Source organism: Acinetobacter sp. F16, from assembly GCF_052712855.1.
In genome coordinates this window covers 55,230-70,500 of the sequence record NZ_JBRATK010000015.1, presented here as the reverse complement: position 1 = coordinate 70,500, position 15,271 = coordinate 55,230, and the positions used below count along the sequence as shown (strand labels likewise).

At 34.6% G+C, this 15,271-nt stretch carries 19 protein-coding genes; 2 read left to right on the top strand and 17 right to left on the bottom strand.

Features of this window, described 5'->3' with window-relative positions; translation table 11 throughout:
- Positions 1-213, top strand: a 213-nt coding sequence (locus ACU0NF_RS09915) for a hypothetical protein (RefSeq protein WP_445661012.1), incomplete at its 5' end; no start/stop codon positions are given.
- Positions 214-511: 298 nt separating this feature from the next.
- On the top strand, positions 512-1,345 hold the full coding sequence (locus ACU0NF_RS09910; RefSeq protein ID WP_445661011.1) for a hypothetical protein: 834 nt from the start codon (positions 512-514) through the stop codon (positions 1,343-1,345).
- Between the two features lie 206 nt (positions 1,346-1,551).
- Here the strand turns inward: ACU0NF_RS09910 and ACU0NF_RS09905 are convergent, their stop codons facing one another.
- The 17 genes from ACU0NF_RS09905 to ACU0NF_RS09825 form a co-directional block, all read right to left on the bottom strand.
- Complete coding sequence (locus ACU0NF_RS09905; RefSeq protein ID WP_445661010.1) at positions 1,552-2,154, bottom strand: DUF6338 family protein; 603 nt, start codon at positions 2,152-2,154, stop codon at positions 1,552-1,554.
- 53 nt (positions 2,155-2,207) lie between these two features.
- Positions 2,208-2,402 carry an exodeoxyribonuclease VII small subunit gene (gene xseB / locus ACU0NF_RS09900; protein WP_445661009.1) on the bottom strand — a complete coding sequence of 65 codons (195 nt, stop codon included), beginning with the start codon at positions 2,400-2,402 and terminating at the stop codon, positions 2,208-2,210.
- The gene (gene xseA / locus ACU0NF_RS09895; RefSeq protein ID WP_445661008.1) at positions 2,395-3,657 is read right to left on the bottom strand and encodes an exodeoxyribonuclease VII large subunit; all 1,263 of its coding nucleotides are present in this window, start codon (positions 3,655-3,657) and stop codon (positions 2,395-2,397) included. Before xseA ends, xseB begins: the two co-directional genes overlap by 8 nt.
- Positions 3,658-3,744: 87 nt before the next feature.
- A complete protein-coding gene (locus tag ACU0NF_RS09890; protein WP_445661007.1) occupies positions 3,745-4,092 on the bottom strand; it encodes a hypothetical protein in 348 nt (115 codons plus the stop codon).
- A 166-nt stretch (positions 4,093-4,258) separates the two neighbouring features.
- A complete protein-coding gene (locus ACU0NF_RS09885; RefSeq protein WP_445661006.1) occupies positions 4,259-6,247 on the bottom strand; it encodes an AAA family ATPase in 1,989 nt (662 codons plus the stop codon).
- A 1-nt stretch (position 6,248) separates the two neighbouring features.
- Positions 6,249-6,701 (bottom strand): hypothetical protein, encoded by a 453-nt coding sequence (locus tag ACU0NF_RS09880; protein WP_445661005.1) that lies wholly within the window; start codon positions 6,699-6,701, stop codon positions 6,249-6,251.
- Positions 6,694-7,602 carry a hypothetical protein gene (locus tag ACU0NF_RS09875; protein ID WP_445661004.1) on the bottom strand — a complete coding sequence of 303 codons (909 nt, stop codon included), beginning with the start codon at positions 7,600-7,602 and terminating at the stop codon, positions 6,694-6,696. Before ACU0NF_RS09875 ends, ACU0NF_RS09880 begins: the two co-directional genes overlap by 8 nt.
- A gap of 71 nt (positions 7,603-7,673) precedes the next feature.
- The gene (locus ACU0NF_RS09870; protein ID WP_445661003.1) at positions 7,674-7,889 is read right to left on the bottom strand and encodes a hypothetical protein; all 216 of its coding nucleotides are present in this window, start codon (positions 7,887-7,889) and stop codon (positions 7,674-7,676) included.
- Between the two features lie 164 nt (positions 7,890-8,053).
- Positions 8,054-8,539 carry a hypothetical protein gene (locus tag ACU0NF_RS09865; RefSeq protein ID WP_445661002.1) on the bottom strand — a complete coding sequence of 162 codons (486 nt, stop codon included), beginning with the start codon at positions 8,537-8,539 and terminating at the stop codon, positions 8,054-8,056.
- A 190-nt stretch (positions 8,540-8,729) separates the two neighbouring features.
- Positions 8,730-8,963: a pyocin activator PrtN family protein gene (locus ACU0NF_RS09860; RefSeq protein ID WP_445661001.1), complete on the bottom strand. Its 234-nt coding sequence runs from the start codon at positions 8,961-8,963 to the stop codon at positions 8,730-8,732.
- 305 nt (positions 8,964-9,268) lie between these two features.
- On the bottom strand, positions 9,269-9,457 hold the full coding sequence (locus ACU0NF_RS09855; protein WP_445661000.1) for a helix-turn-helix transcriptional regulator: 189 nt from the start codon (positions 9,455-9,457) through the stop codon (positions 9,269-9,271).
- A 1,152-nt stretch (positions 9,458-10,609) separates the two neighbouring features.
- Positions 10,610-13,078 carry a DUF927 domain-containing protein gene (locus tag ACU0NF_RS09850; protein ID WP_445660999.1) on the bottom strand — a complete coding sequence of 823 codons (2,469 nt, stop codon included), beginning with the start codon at positions 13,076-13,078 and terminating at the stop codon, positions 10,610-10,612.
- Positions 13,079-13,083: 5 nt separating this feature from the next.
- A complete protein-coding gene (locus tag ACU0NF_RS09845) occupies positions 13,084-13,428 on the bottom strand; it encodes a hypothetical protein (protein ID WP_445660998.1) in 345 nt (114 codons plus the stop codon).
- Positions 13,421-13,780: a hypothetical protein gene (locus ACU0NF_RS09840; RefSeq protein WP_445660997.1), complete on the bottom strand. Its 360-nt coding sequence runs from the start codon at positions 13,778-13,780 to the stop codon at positions 13,421-13,423. The genes ACU0NF_RS09845 and ACU0NF_RS09840 overlap by 8 nt, the downstream gene beginning before the upstream one ends.
- On the bottom strand, positions 13,777-13,995 hold the full coding sequence (locus ACU0NF_RS09835) for a helix-turn-helix domain-containing protein (protein ID WP_445660996.1): 219 nt from the start codon (positions 13,993-13,995) through the stop codon (positions 13,777-13,779). Before ACU0NF_RS09835 ends, ACU0NF_RS09840 begins: the two co-directional genes overlap by 4 nt.
- 90 nt (positions 13,996-14,085) lie before the next feature.
- A complete protein-coding gene (locus ACU0NF_RS09830) occupies positions 14,086-14,301 on the bottom strand; it encodes a transcriptional regulator (protein ID WP_370983606.1) in 216 nt (71 codons plus the stop codon).
- A gap of 98 nt (positions 14,302-14,399) precedes the next feature.
- The gene (locus ACU0NF_RS09825; protein WP_445660995.1) at positions 14,400-15,266 is read right to left on the bottom strand and encodes a DUF6387 family protein; all 867 of its coding nucleotides are present in this window, start codon (positions 15,264-15,266) and stop codon (positions 14,400-14,402) included.
- Positions 15,267-15,271 lie beyond the last annotated feature (5 nt).

Below are 15,271 nucleotides of genomic sequence, written 5' to 3'. Positions count from 1 at the left end.
ATTATTCAGCATTGTACGAGGCATAGCGAGAGTAAAATTGGGTTTGGCGATTTAATTTTACTACCTCGCTATTTTTTTAAGCAACAAATGTCAACAGACCCTATTCTAAATTTAAAAAAGTCATCGGAATTGAATTATTTTAATATTGATCATATAGAGCAATCTAAATTTTTAGAGATTATTTATATGAATATTTTTGCTTTCGCAAAATGATTGTGCGCCCTGCGCGAATAGAACTTTTCTGTAAAGTCCTTGTAATTAATGGCTATTTACTTTCATGTTTTGTATTTGTATCCCTATTTATATCCTTATTTCTTTAAGTACTTTGTATTGGTGAAATGCCATTAGGGACATGGGTTCGAATTCTAAACAGGGATTCGAACCCATGTTGGTCTACTGCTTATTAGAAGTAGAGAACTGGATCCGTTGTATTTTGCCCTCTTGAACAAGTTTCGACATTAAGTTTAAATCATAAGAGTTTTGAGATTTTTATTTGGGGTGAAAGTGTTCTGTGGAATTCAAAAAAATTAAACTTATTAGAAATTATAAAAAAGAACATCCTTTTGTCTTTTACTTTCTAGTGATCTATTTAGGCGGAATATTAATCTATATATTCATTTTCGTGGGATTCTTTGCTGACTACGCTAGTCCTTTAGAATTTAATGAAGTTGGAGATTTTTTAGCAGGTATCTTTTCTCCAATTGCCTTTTTATTTTTATATTTAGGTTACAGACAGAATAGCGAAGCTTTAAAGTTACAGGCCAAAGAGCTTGGGTTAAGTAATAAGACTCTGCAGGCTCAAGTTACAGAGCTTAAAAGCAGTGTTGAACAGCAAAAAGAATTAGTGAGAACCTCTAAAGAAGAATTTGATTTTACAGTTGAACAGTTTTCATCGCAGAAGCAAAAAGAGACAGTATTAAGACAACCTTTTCTTCACCTTAATCGTACTTCAATTTACCGAGACGTAAATAAGCCTTATGACCCTGATCGAATACTGAATCAGTTAGAGGATCATGAGTTTGATGTACTTCGAGTTGAAATCAATTTGTTGAATAGTCGTGCTATAGCAAGAGATGTGAGGTTGAGTGTTTCAAGAAACACGAAAGGAATATTTTTTTGTAAAACATTTAATGTTTTTTCGACAAATTCTATGGAAAATTTAATATTCCATCTAGATTATCCAAGTATTTTTGATGAAGAAAATAAGGTGCAGTTAGAGCTGCTTCTTATTTATCTTGATGAATTAGATAACCAGATGGAACAGCGATATTTTTTTGAAATCCGACGGAATAGTACTACGTGGGATTTTTCGAAAAGTTTTTATCTTTTTAGTAAATCCTACTAACCACTTAGCTTTTCATTTGGAATCGTTCCAAGTACAAAATAATATTAAAAAAGCCCTCCAATAGAGGGCCTTATTTTATTTGGGTTGGGATGGTCTTGGTTTTGGTGGTGTGAATTGAGGAGTTGGACCAGTAGGTGCAACGTGCCCCTTAATAATACTTTCATTTAAAGGACTTTTATTGGAAGAGTTATTACTATTTTGGTTTGTCATGTTATTCCTGAAGCTAAAGATTTAAAATTTATGTGTTTAATTTCATTTGTTAAAATGATTATACCTAAGTCATCGTCATCATTAATAAAATTTTCCCCCTCCTTATCCAAGTAATAATATTTTTGTAAATATATTTGAGGTGGATCTGGATAACCCGTTGCGTGACCAAATACGCCGTGTATTCTGCTTCCATCAAGAAGTTCAATTTCAGCCCATAGCCATTTTTTATCAATATTATGCTTTTTAAAGAAGTATTCCCATGGACTCCGTTCTAGTGTTTTTCCATTCTTATTTTTTAAATGCCACCAATTAACAACTTTTATCCATGCTATGCAAAGACAACATGGCAATAAAAGTAGAACAATTAATCCTAAAAGTAGAAGTTGCCAAAAGTTTAGATCATAGTGGATTAAAAGATATAGTAATGGCAAGCCACAAACTGCATAATTTAGACAACTCAAGAAGACTGCATTCATGATTTCATCAGGTAAATCATTTTTAGGTCTGCCGTAAAATCCTTCGTATGTTTTTAGGGCAACAATACCAGGTATGACAAAAAATATGAAAAGGATTAATTTATTTTGATCTAATAATTCCATAATGTTCTATACGTAAAATTAAAGTTAGCTATTCATTAAGCTGTTGATTTAAATCATTCTTTAAAGGTTTTATTCAAAGCTTGTTGCACAGCATCTACACGTGTTTTACAGGCTTTATATGCTGTCATAGATTCTTCGACGATCTTCATCAAATTATCAATATCAGGTTCTTCTTGCGACTCAAGCAATTCAGCATTCTTCTTAAGAACGTCATAGCCTTCTTTAAATGTTAATTCTTTTTTAGTCATTGCTGAGTACCTGGGTCACGTTGGCTTCGATGGTACCATCCTGTAATTCTACCTGGATGCTGTCACCTGAAATTTGTTGAATTGAGCGAATGGCTTTACCCTGGCTACGGACGATACCGTAACCCTTGGCCATCACATTTCGTGGATTCTGTAATAGGGTTTCACGCATCAACGACTCAACCTGATTTGATGCTAATTTGATTTGCTGTTGCGCTAAGTACTGCAGGGTACCTTTCATCAAGTCCAGGCTTTTATTGGCTTCATTGATCTGTCCATGAGCAAGAGTCTTGATCACTCTCATGTATTGATCATTTTGACCTTGATACGCCGTGATTTGATGCTGAGATAAAAGCTTAATCTTCTGTAGGGCATCCAGTACTTCCTGAGTGCGTTCAACAATCAGATTACGAATACCACCAATGACTTTACTTGGCGTATCAAAGGAACGGTGAGCCACTTCATCTAGAATGGTTCGGTCTTTTTCATGGCCAATACCTACCCAGATCGGAACTGAACGTTTGCAGAGTAGGGCAGCTAAGTCGTAGTCATTTAAATAAGCCAAATCATTTACTGCACCACCACCGCGAATAATCACGATTAGATCGGGAGCTGAATCAAAATCTTTAGCCCACTGACGTAAACCATCACCCAATGATCCAATGATTGACACTGCAGCTGTATTCCCTTGAAAGGTCGCGGTGTGATAAACGAAATGACAGACACCAGCTTTATCTAAAGCATCTGCATCTTTTTTGAAGTCACCAAGACCAGCTGCATTTTCAGGCGCAATTACCAGGACATTTTTAATATCAAAAGGGGTAGAGAGTAACTTATTTTTATTGGCCAGGCCCTCAGAAGTTAAGCGCTCTAATATCTGTTGATAACGCCGTGCAATGTCACCTAACGTATAGCTCGAATCGATATCTTCTACATTGACAGAAAAACCGTATTGAGGACTGAAAGTAGCTTTAACTTTAATAAGCACATTTAGATCTTTAGATAGCTCAATCCCGCTTTCACGCTCAAACTTTAATACCATTTTTGCTGCAGCAGATTTCCAGATCGTCGCTTTGCAACTGGCAATCACTTTATCGGTATCTTCTTCTTTTTCAGCGAGCTCTAAATAGTAATGGCCACCTTTAATACTGAGGTTTCGGATTTCAGCTTTCACCCATACAGGTTCATCAAAAGCTATACGGATAACTTCTTGGACCGTTGCAAGGTATTCACTTAGGGAGAGCTGGGTATCAAGCATAATGTAGCTAATTTATATGATTGAGAAAAATACTAAAGCTCAGGCTGCATTTAGGCAATGCCAATCTGAATAGCAAGTAGTAATTATTCAACACTGAATATTGTCTTTTTTCTTATAGTAATCCAATGCTATGTCCAAATCCTTTATCAATTTACCTTCCGTGTATTCACCTGGTGATAGCTTCATTAACGATGGCATGTAATTGGCCTTGTATTCAGCTGGATAGTTCTTACAGATGATCTGAACTCTTTCCGCATGCGGAGTTTCAACACTATCCAGTTTGTCTAAATAAGTGTTAATGATTGCATCTGACTTTTCAAATTGTGCTTTTACTACAGGATCGGTTGCTTCCGTAGATACTGGTTGTTCTGGTTCCTTCTGGCATCCAGTGATAGTCAGAGCTAAGAGTAAGGTAAAGAATATTATTATTTTCATGATTAGGTCTTGTTGTTATTGGTGTGAGAATTATAAGCGGAAATTAGTAAAAGATAACCCCACAAAAGTAGGGCTAAATTCTACTATCCGCTTAATTGCATCTAATACCTATTTTTTTCTTTGTGGTAGTCCAACATATCTCAAGATCATTAAGTTAGTGAATAAATTAATTAGGCTGAAGTATGTAGTCATCAAAGTAGATGATGTTAGCGTTGTTTATTTTTTTATCAAATGAGTTAAGGTTTTCAAAACTTGTAGTGAAAATTGCTTGACCTTGATCAGCAAAAATTTCTGAGGTATGTTCAATTAAATCAAACAAGCTCTGTGTACGAGCTTCATGTTGTCGAGGTTCATCAAAAACTACAAATCCACCATGATTAATTTCCATTTCGTTATCCACACCTAACTCCAATAGTGCTAATGTATATGCCCAAATGGTTCTTATATAATCACTTGCTGATGTCTCAGCTATAATGTCATATCCATTTTGCTCAGGGCGAAGAGTTGATCTAGAAATTGTTATTTCATCAACAGATGATTCTGAAAAACCGAATAAATCTAAATTGTTTTTCATAATTTCTTCTAATTTTTTTATTATTTCTGTTGAATTTGATGACTCCATTTTTTGTTTTAAAATAGTGTATGCCGCGTTAGTAGTATTCCACTTGGTTTGTATTTTTTTAAGATTGTTTTCATAAGATTTGATCTTATCTGTAAATTGATCAATCTTCTCAATTTTATTTTCGAGATCAATTTTTTTTCTAATATTATGATGAACATTACCGAATAGCTCAGAATAATCTGCTTCAAGTCTATTAAATTTAGACTCTTCTTCTTTTAAAATAATATTTTTTTTATGTATTTTGTTGTGGAGTTCAGAAATTTGAGAAGCGTGTTTTGAAATAATATTATTCATAAAGGTATACTGATCTTTAATGAAGATAATATTTTGTTCTAATGTCATAGGGGGAGTTTTAGATTTTTTATGAGAAATATGTAAGAAGTCGGAGAGTTGATTGTGGCAAATAGGGCATTCATCTAAAGTAACACCTATATTATGTTTTGCACCAAGTCTAGTAAGCAATTCTAGCTGTTTATATTTTTCTAAATCACTATTTAAAACTTCTGATTTATTTTTGGATTCATGTAAAACAATTTTTAATTGATCTTTTTTATTTTCTAATACATTAATATCATCTATTAGGCTTCTTAAGATACCTCTTTGTGTGGAGATTTCAGCTTCGAACTCAACATTAGAGTCTTCTGTTAGAATATGTGATAATTCGTTCTCTAAAGATATTTTTGCATCTTTTAATAAGATATTTGCATTTATACCAATCATATAATAACTAATGGGAAAGTTTTGATTTATTATGGAATCAATTTTTGAATAGCTGAAATTAAGTGTATCACAAAGTGATTCAATAGATTTAATGTTAAAATTCCATTGTTCTTCAATGTTATCTAATAAACTTTTATATTCATTCAGTTTATTTTCATTTTCAAAATTTGAAATATTTAATACATACTCTAAAGCAGTTTTTTTAACATTTCTAATTCCATAGTTTACGGGAACATTAGCTTGAATTTCTGACCATCCTCGCTTTTGTTCGATAAAAAAAAGCGGAAAAATAGCTTCTAAGTAAAGTTTAATAGTTGAGCCTGTTAGATTTGGTACTAAAGGTAATTTCCAATCCATAAATAACTCTAACCAATTGTGGAAACCCAATTCAGATTTGGCTGAGCCTAAAGTTCCTGAAGACTTCAGAAAGTAATCTTGAAAATTACCATTTTCTTCAACAGTAATTATATTGTTAGGGTCTTTGATTAATCGAGTTAATTTTGCAACCTCGCCAAAACTGTTTTTTAATTCTAGTGTGACATGTGAGGCTGATACATTATAGATTTTATTACTTTTTTTATTTTCATTGATAACATCATAAAGAGACTTGGGAAAAGGTTTTTTCTTTAATGGCCCTAAAATAGATTCTAAACCAAGTGCATAAGCTATAGCATTTACACATGTCGATTTACCAGAAGTATTATCAGCTCTAATAACATTTAGACCTTTGGAAAAGGGAATCCTAGCTCTGAAAGTTTTATTTTGAAAGGTATTAACTACAATTGATAACTCAATTAATTCTAGAGCTAACATATTATTTTTTCCCCATTATTTGATCTATTTTTACATTCGTAAAAGCTAATGAATTTTGGTTGATGAAATTTAATTCATTGGAGAATATTGAGTTTTCAACAATAAAATTGAAAAATAAGTCACCATTTTTAGTGGTAATTATTTTCTCTTCATCAAATTTTATTAATTCCTTGTTGAATGCTAATTCAATTGCAATATAATTGGCTTGATCTGAAGTAATAAATGGAGCAGTTTGGTTATTATTATTTAAAAATAGTTTAAATTTTTCCCAGTCATGGCTGCGAATTAACATCCATAACAACACATTTAACTTTTTTAGATCTATTGTCTTTTTAAGAGTATTCATTCTTTTTACTATTAAAACTACTAAACCAATTCTCCATAATGGACGCATCTCCACAGGGATGGGGTATGGTTTATTATTTATAGTAACTTTAATAGATTTATTATTCATCATAAAAATCCATATTGCATTCTGCAATCCACTTGGAAATCAGTCCATATGGTAACTCATCTCTATTATATTTAGAAATTATTGTGCCAAATAAACTATTAATTTGAATTTCATTTTGAGTTTTTACTGCTTGGATAAACTTATTGTCAGGCTCAATTTCTTCAATCTCGATCATGTCTTGCATTTTTGATAATAGCGTACGACCACATTCTTCAATTTCCTGATAAGTGTCAGGGAATGTAAAACGTAACTCCTCTAAATATGTTGTTATATTTAAATACTTTGATGTCATATTTTTAGAAAAAATTTCAGGTTTTTTAGATATATAATTTGACTTTCGCTTAATGTTTTTTTCAAAAGTACTATCTTTGAAATCTGATAGTATATTTTCATTAATTTCTTTTGTATTTATATGAATTAATTCATCAGAATATTTTAAAGCAAAATTTTTTGATGAAGGATAGCTTTCGGCTGTTTCAATCTTAACAGTAAAATTATCATTATCAATGAACGCTATATTTTCTTTAATTATCTCTCTTTTTTTTGTGTTGCAATATGTGATTAAATCTTTAGTTTTATTGTTTGGAATAAGTAATACCCATTGTTTAATAACAATATCATCTAAAAAATCATGAATTTGATTTTCATAGGTCTTCAGTTTTTTTAGATCAGTTCTTATTTTAGTTTGTACATGTTTTTTATACTCACTCATCGAGTATTTTGGGTCTGGAAAATAGCACTGAAAAATACTTCCATCACGTGTAAAGAATTCCAGCCCACAATCACCTCGATCTGTAGCAGGGACAGAAGTGAAATAGGGTTGAGTATAATGATGCCTCATCATTCTCTCACAGAAAATTTCCCATTTAATACCATCATAATTAAAAAAAATATCACTCATTTAAGCTTACTCATTATTATTAATACACCCCAACAACTTAAGATGAATTGCAGCAGGACAATAGTTTAAATTCACCCAAAAAGCTGAATTCTCTTGAATTCCTTATTGCTTTCTATGTTGTTTCTATAAAATTTATCCTTGTCAGGTGCATCAATAAATGCCGCAAATGTACCTGTTTCAAGAAGCCTGTATATGAATTTTTCACCAGTCTTAAGCTCAACTGTTAATAAGAGCCATTGATAAAGCATCCGGCTGATCTTTTTGGAATTGATTTCAATTGTTTGCATTCATAACACCACAGCATCTAGATCAACGGTGACTTACTTTTTAAACATCTTGGTATAATCCAATAATTTACAACCACTCATATCTTTATCGAGCTTATAGCTAAATTAAATATCTAGGCTAAAATTATTTGATTAAAGCTTTTTTAGATGATTTATCTCATTCTTCAAGCCTGAACAGGTAGTAGCTTTATTTCCCACTGATCGCCAAAGCGCTTATTTAGGTATTGTGAAATAGCCTCTTTACGAACTTCATACTGAGTAGTTTTATAAAGGACTGCATTTTTACCGGTAGATACCGCATAAAGAGTAAGGCCATCCATAGCATCATTTGCGGTTGTCACATTAGTAAGGAATATATGTGCCTTACCATTCTTAATGAGGCTATTGATATCTTTTAGTTTAGGGGCAATTTCTTCTGGAATAATAATTTCCACAATATGGTAGCGGTCTTTAGAAACTGGTTGGATTATGTAATCAATGCCTCTGGTCATACCACCACTGAAACTTTGAGCTGTTTCATCTGCAGATTCCATATTATCAAAGAGTCCTATATCAATCGCTTCTTGCTGTGACTTTGTAGTAGTAAGCCAACCGTCATCATCAGGAATGATGTAGCAATTTTCTGATATCAATTTGATGATGTATGACATAAGAACCCCCAAAAAAATAAAAGAAAAAATTTATAAATTATGAGAGTTATAACTTTTATTTGGTGCTTTTCCAACAACTATATTTTGCTATGTTAGTTTAAAAGTTATTTTCTTCACCAATTTTAATTTAGCCCCAAAAATAATGCTAAGAGTTCATAGCATCGTAGTCATGGCGATGTAGGGCGTATTGTTAATCTAGATAGATTGCAAAATCTTCGAGTCGTACCATCCATGGAGCTTTTGCTGATTTTTCAATTTTAAATGCTGGAAAAGGTAGTTCATGAAAATTAGCTTTCTTACGTGCGGTTTTCACATCCATATGCGTAAAGAAGTCTTGAACAATAGTATCTAGATGCACTACGGGTGAGACATATCGCATACATAACATTGTATAATTATTAAGCTTCGGGGCCTGTTTATTCATTTGTTAGTTTTTCCTTTTCCGCCCAGGTTTATATTCAATTTTATTTTTTAAAAAAGGCACCCCAATATTCGGATTATAAAGATTCTTCCCAGGAATGCCGATATTAAATAATTCTAATTGCCTAGAAAGGGTATCTCTTGACATCGGAAAGCCTTTAGTAAGCCAGGTTACATCTACCAGATCAGGATATTACTCTTTTTCTAAGGCAACTACTGTGGTGCCGTAAATTTTATCTCCCAAACATATTTTAGGAAGAGTGTCGCTTTCTACTGTGATGATGTATTTGTGCTTAAACATAATTGAGGCTACTCAAGTCTATCTTTAAACTTTTCCACTTCTTTTTTTACCACTGACTCATACCAAAAAACATCTTTTTCCGTAATTCTAACCGGTTCAGGAATATAGCCTTTCTTTAGCAGTCTATAAAACTTGGTTCGACCCACAGCAAGAAGGTCCATAAATTCTTTTGCTCGAACTCGTCTATCAATATTCATAGGTATCCAGAAGTTAGTTTTTATTCTAAATAGATTTACCTCTGTAACATGCGAGGAGCAATAAAAATGATCGAGATAATATTACGAAAATTAAATCTGAAAGGAAGTGTCATATAGAGCTGTTACATATTTTTTAACTTCTATCATTGCTGAAAAATCCCTATGCCTACTAATAAGCATAGGGGGCTTTTTCAATTCCAAAATACACAAATTTATTCGTTATTTTTACATTGATAAATCACTAGTCTTATGTGCTGAAAATGTAATATTTTGCCAATCATTGTCGATTCAAACATACTAAAAAATATGCTTGACAATTTGCTTCATGGGGTTAATTTGCGAAACAGCAAAAACAACCCTAAAACAGCTATAAAAAATAGAAAAAAACATACATAAGTATTTGTTTTTTATTGTTAAATTTTGATTTAGGGTTAATTGGTGATTTGTAGATTCAGTATGGGTTTATTTTAGGTGTTTTTTTTGGTAGTTTTTGCCAATAAATATTAATAATTTCTACTTTGTTTAATAAGATTTTTATTGTGTTGTATTTGCTAAGTTTTTGCTATTTCTTAAAGTTTAATTCGGGGATCTAGCGTATTTATAAATACGGCGTTCTTATTTGAGGCTACTATGGCAAAAGAGGCTAGCTATGCCGAACTTATAACTAGGTTTAGCTATCTAATTACATAGCAGGAATCTAAGTAATAAAGAATCCTCCAGTGACGGAGGCTGTTGTTTATTTCTATTGGGTGAATTGATTGCTATCATAAAGATTAAAAGTCTTACTCAGAAGCTATCACAGCAACTTCAGCACATCTTCCCTGATTTCTCTTATTCTGTTGGTTTATGTATGTGTGTTTTTTTAAGTGGACATAGTGGACAAGGTGGACATAAGTAATTATCTATATGTTTTTAAATAATTAACTTAGCCCACCTGCATATAAACCTGCATAGAAAAAAAGTGGACATAAAAAACAGATGAAGTGGACAGGGTATTTTTACCTTGAGTCGTGTCCACCTGATGTCCACCTATTAAAATAGATATATTTATATAAAGTGGACATAAGAATATTTATATATAACAGTGTATTAACTACAAGAAATATCTATATGTCCACCTTGTCCACTACGTCCACATGATAAAATATATTTTCAGATATCAATATCTGTGTTCTGCATGGAATCAATACTAAAGTGCATCATTCGGGGGCGTGTACCATCGGGTAGGGTATTACTAGACCTCTTCACGTACAGCTTTTTATCTCCTTCAATGAACTCCTTTATCCATCCATTTTTAATCAATACCTTTTTGACGTTCGCTTCATTCATACCGATAGATATTTCCTTTTTAAACATAGTTGCGGAAACAAGGTAAACCTTATCTATAGGGTCGTAGTAGCCGACACGATTGTGGATACGTTGCCGGATGACTTCACCGTCTGCCTGTCTAATTACAGTTAAGTCTTCGAAGCGGCTCGCTCCATTGGATTCAAAGAAAGCCTTGATATGCTCTAGAATCTTTGTTTCTTCCATGTTCTCGCCGTTGCCTAGACTACTAAGCCAAGTATTAAAACACTGCGCTATAGCCTCAAATGTGCGTCCTTGCTGCCAACCTGTAATGCCTGCCAATGTTGCTAACTCTCCAGCAGTTGCGACCAAGGCAAAACGGCGTAAAACACGGTTAGCCTGTCCGTTTTTCGTCTGGGTGTGCTGCTCAATAAAGCTATCTAATAGCTCTTGGCCTTTTTGCATCACAGCATCTTTGTTCTTAGTCAGAAACTCCAGCCATTTGATACCAGCATGACCATAATGCTGTGATGCCAATTCATTAATGCGGTTACCAATGTCCTGTGGTGCTGTACCATAGTTAATACAATCAAATACGCCGTAGCCTTTACCTGCATCACTTGGAATATGGGCAAAACGAAGTAAAAGACCGGCATCTAATTCGATATTGCCACGGCGCAAATGCTCCTCAAGTGTTACTTCGCCGGTAGAGGTATACATAATGCTAAATTGCTTAGCATCTCGGTTTTTACCTGATTTGGTACTTCGTGCTTTACCTTGTCCACCTGTCAGCATATAGACAATATCCGATACTGCTTTCGGTACAGCTTGGCGTAGTTCATCCAGATTTAAAAAACTGTCATTTCTTAACTCGGCTTCATTTTCTAAAGCATTGTCCGTAGTCCGCCATGATTTGGATATATGCTTAGGATTCCCCCACACACTGCAGGCTGCCTTGGTAATGGTACTCTTACCATCGGTCGATGAACCATAGATATGAAAGCCGCCGCTTTCCACCCCTAAGGGCAAAACCAATTGCCCGGAAAAGGCGCATGCGAATGCCAATACACCTAAAGCATGCGGTTCAATCAGCCGGCTAAGTTCCTGCCATTCCTCAAAGGTGCCGGATACGGTATAAGGGCTTTTGTTGTCACTGTGAAAAAGTAATTCCTCATCTTCACTGTTGCCATAGGTTTTATTGGGTGTGGCAAAGCAGTAGCCATGCCATCCGGCACGGTCTACACAGCGGAAACGTTGTTCTATCGGGTAGTCCTGAATGTAGTTGATGAATACATTTTTCTTATACGCCTGGCGCGGTGGCATCAAGCCATGATTGGCAATAATTTTTAAGGCTTCCTGCGCTTCACCCATAAAATGCTCATAGGGAATTAGTAGCCGGTGTAAGGTATTGTCCTTGTCATGAAACTGGATAACACGTTTCCAGTTGTCATTATTCAGGCTTCGCGCTTCGCCCAATATAATGGCTGAATGGCAGATAAAAGTTCGGGTCTGTTTAAGCTGTCCATCCTCATCTCTTTTTTCTTTAATCAGATATAGGCCAGCGTCCATGATATGCAGAAATGCGCCTTCATCCATTTTGAATGGCTTGGCCAAATGGCCTTTGGGTAATAGCTTATTTGCAGGCAATTGCTCAATCGCCAGCTGAATAAAAGCTTTAACTTCTTCTACATCATCATCCTTATACAGCTCAGTCAGGAATGAACTTCCGCCGTATTCTGTATATTGGTTCAGTAATCTAACCGCAGTATTTTTTTCTAAGCTTTGGAATGATTCAAGCTGGATATGCTCAGGACGGACCGGCATATATAACTGTGTATAACCTTCCTTTGATAATTGGTTAATCACAAACTGGATCTGCTCAAAATCAAACGGCTTGAGTTCTGTTAGATGAGCATTACATAGATTTGGTAATATGACCAAAGCCACGGCGTAACCTGTTTGGGCTACCTTGAAAAATGCCTCTAGGCTGTGTGTGATGATAACAGGCTTGTCATGCTGAAAACCTCCATACCTTGCAAAACCTTTAGCCAATCCATCAGGCATGACAGATACAAGGCGGTTGTCTTGCATGACAGCGCATTGAACAAGCTCCATTTGCCCATCATAGATAGGCATAATCAAAGGCTGCTCATAAGTAACACCGTTTATATCCACACTGCCATCATCAACATAGATCGGCTGCTCAGGGCTGCCAAAACGCTGTATTAATTCATGTGATGAATAAGCATCATTAAACGATACAAGCTGTGTGCATTCGTTTAAAATGGCTTTGGGTGTTATTAGTTCTTCTTTGGGGTGGTCATAGTCAGGCATTGTGACTACCCCGCATTATTATTTAAGAAAGAAATACGCTCACTATGTTTCTTTTGCCATTTAGCCCAGAACACGCAAGAAACGTCCTCCATTGCCTGGTCAATATGCAAAGTCCCTGTAATAAAATCAAAACTACAATCAGGGTATTTTAATTGAGCTTCTTTCTTAAACTGGTTAGCTTCCTCAATAGAGTAAAAGGGAATATTCCAGTTTCCTAGAGGATAGACAATATCACTATCTGCAAGTCCAACGGCGATATAAAAGCAATAGCGTTTGTTATCTGCCATTACATTAATCCATGCTTGGATTCTTTTTTTTAATTGATATTTAGGAGTAATTTGATTAGGCATGAGTATGCATTCCGTTTGAATTTAAAGGAGCTTTGCCAATCACGACCAAATGAGGGTGGCAAAGCTGAAAAGGGTTGGTCGACAGGCTCAAACGGATACCTGCACACCCGAAGGTGTCCCTCTCCAGCTTCGCCATAACATGCGAACGCATAGAGATATTACGCACAAAAAAACCGCAGGGAGCGGAATGTACGCCGTTTGAGAATTGATAGCCGACCAAAGCTAATTCATCATGTGGATGAACGGTCTTAGAATAAACAGAACTGTTTATACTTGCAAGAATTAAGCAAAGCACAACAAAGCAAGTATCTAGAAATATGCCGTTTATAATTCCTAAAAATACATCTTTCATACTGCCACCTGCTTAACAAGCTCATAACGAGCATGTCTGCCAATACCTGACTTATTTCGCTCGTTATGGGTCGTAATGTCATAACCTGTATTGCGTAAACGCTGGATGATTGCACTTAAACGGTAGCAATCGAAAAGGTCGATAGCCTCTGCTTGGGAAATGGTTTCTCCTTGCTTGAGATGGCCTAAAACTTGTTTTAATTGAGTGTTATTCATGTTCTTGCCCTCACTAGATCGGGTTCACGTTGGCATTAATCAAAAAGCCATTGGCAAAAAGTGCAGATTCTTTGTGCTGCTTCATCATGTTTAAGCCTCCAAAGTCGAAAGACTTTGCTTCTGGCTGTTATGCCACTCTAAAAGTTCTGCATAGTCGAAATAGACTGGAGCCTGCTTAGTGCTTCCTGTTTTGATTGGTCGAGGAAAATTAGCATCAGTACGCACGATATGGCGCAATGATTCGCGACTGATATCTAGTAATTCACAAGCTGTTTTGAATTGGATGCGGATTGGTTGAATAGTCATAGATATGCCTAACTAGTTAAGAATTTTAGGCATTTTCTAAGAAGTAAATAAAAAAATGTGGATTGAGTTAGTTCTCTAAAAATCCGGAAAGAAATTGCTTAATTATTTTCCAGATTTGATAGTGCTAATATCGCAAGTTCATCTAATAGGTGCGTTGGGTTCTCTAAATCATCTAATTCAATTCCATTAGGAGTGAATAAGCGATTCATGATTGGAAGAACGCTTTTTCTTAAGGTATCTTCGCCATATTCAGATTGATTTTGATATAAAGCTTTGCTTAAAACTGGTCTTTTTATACTGATATCGTGAATGCAAGACCATAAATATAAATCAATGTAGGCCAGTAATTTATAAGATGCCCAGTAGGCTAACTTGTATTTAGTTAAATTTTTTGTTGGTTCAATATCCTTAAAATTAGCTCTCAAACTTGCAAGGTTTCTTTTAAATTCTTTTTCTAGTACTTCATCTGAAAATGATAAATCCATATAGAAAGGGATTAACTTTAGAGAATCTACAGAGGAATGTCGTTGGATTGCTTCTTTGAAAAAAGGTTCCGCATTTCTATCATTCTGAAAAAGTTCACCATATTGCTGATTGGTTCTATGGAAATCTTTTATTGTCATAGGTCTAATAGCGCCAGAAGTAACTATTTGGGGTAATTTCTCATATTCCGCATATACAAAAATTTCAACATTTTCTTTGTGGTTTTGAGAGAAAAATTTGTACTGTCTATCTAATTTAAAAGGATTTTTAAAATAGTCAGTTATTATTAAATCTAAAAATTTCTTTTTTTCTTCATTAGTTAGTCGATGACTACAGTCTATAAAACTCCCAAGTGAGGCATGTAATTGATATCTTGCTTCTAATTGAAATAACCACTCCAATGGAGATAATCTATCCATCCCCTCATAATTTTCCAATTTGAAAGAGCGAGGCAAAATATTAGTAGTTTTTGATTTATTCATTTTAA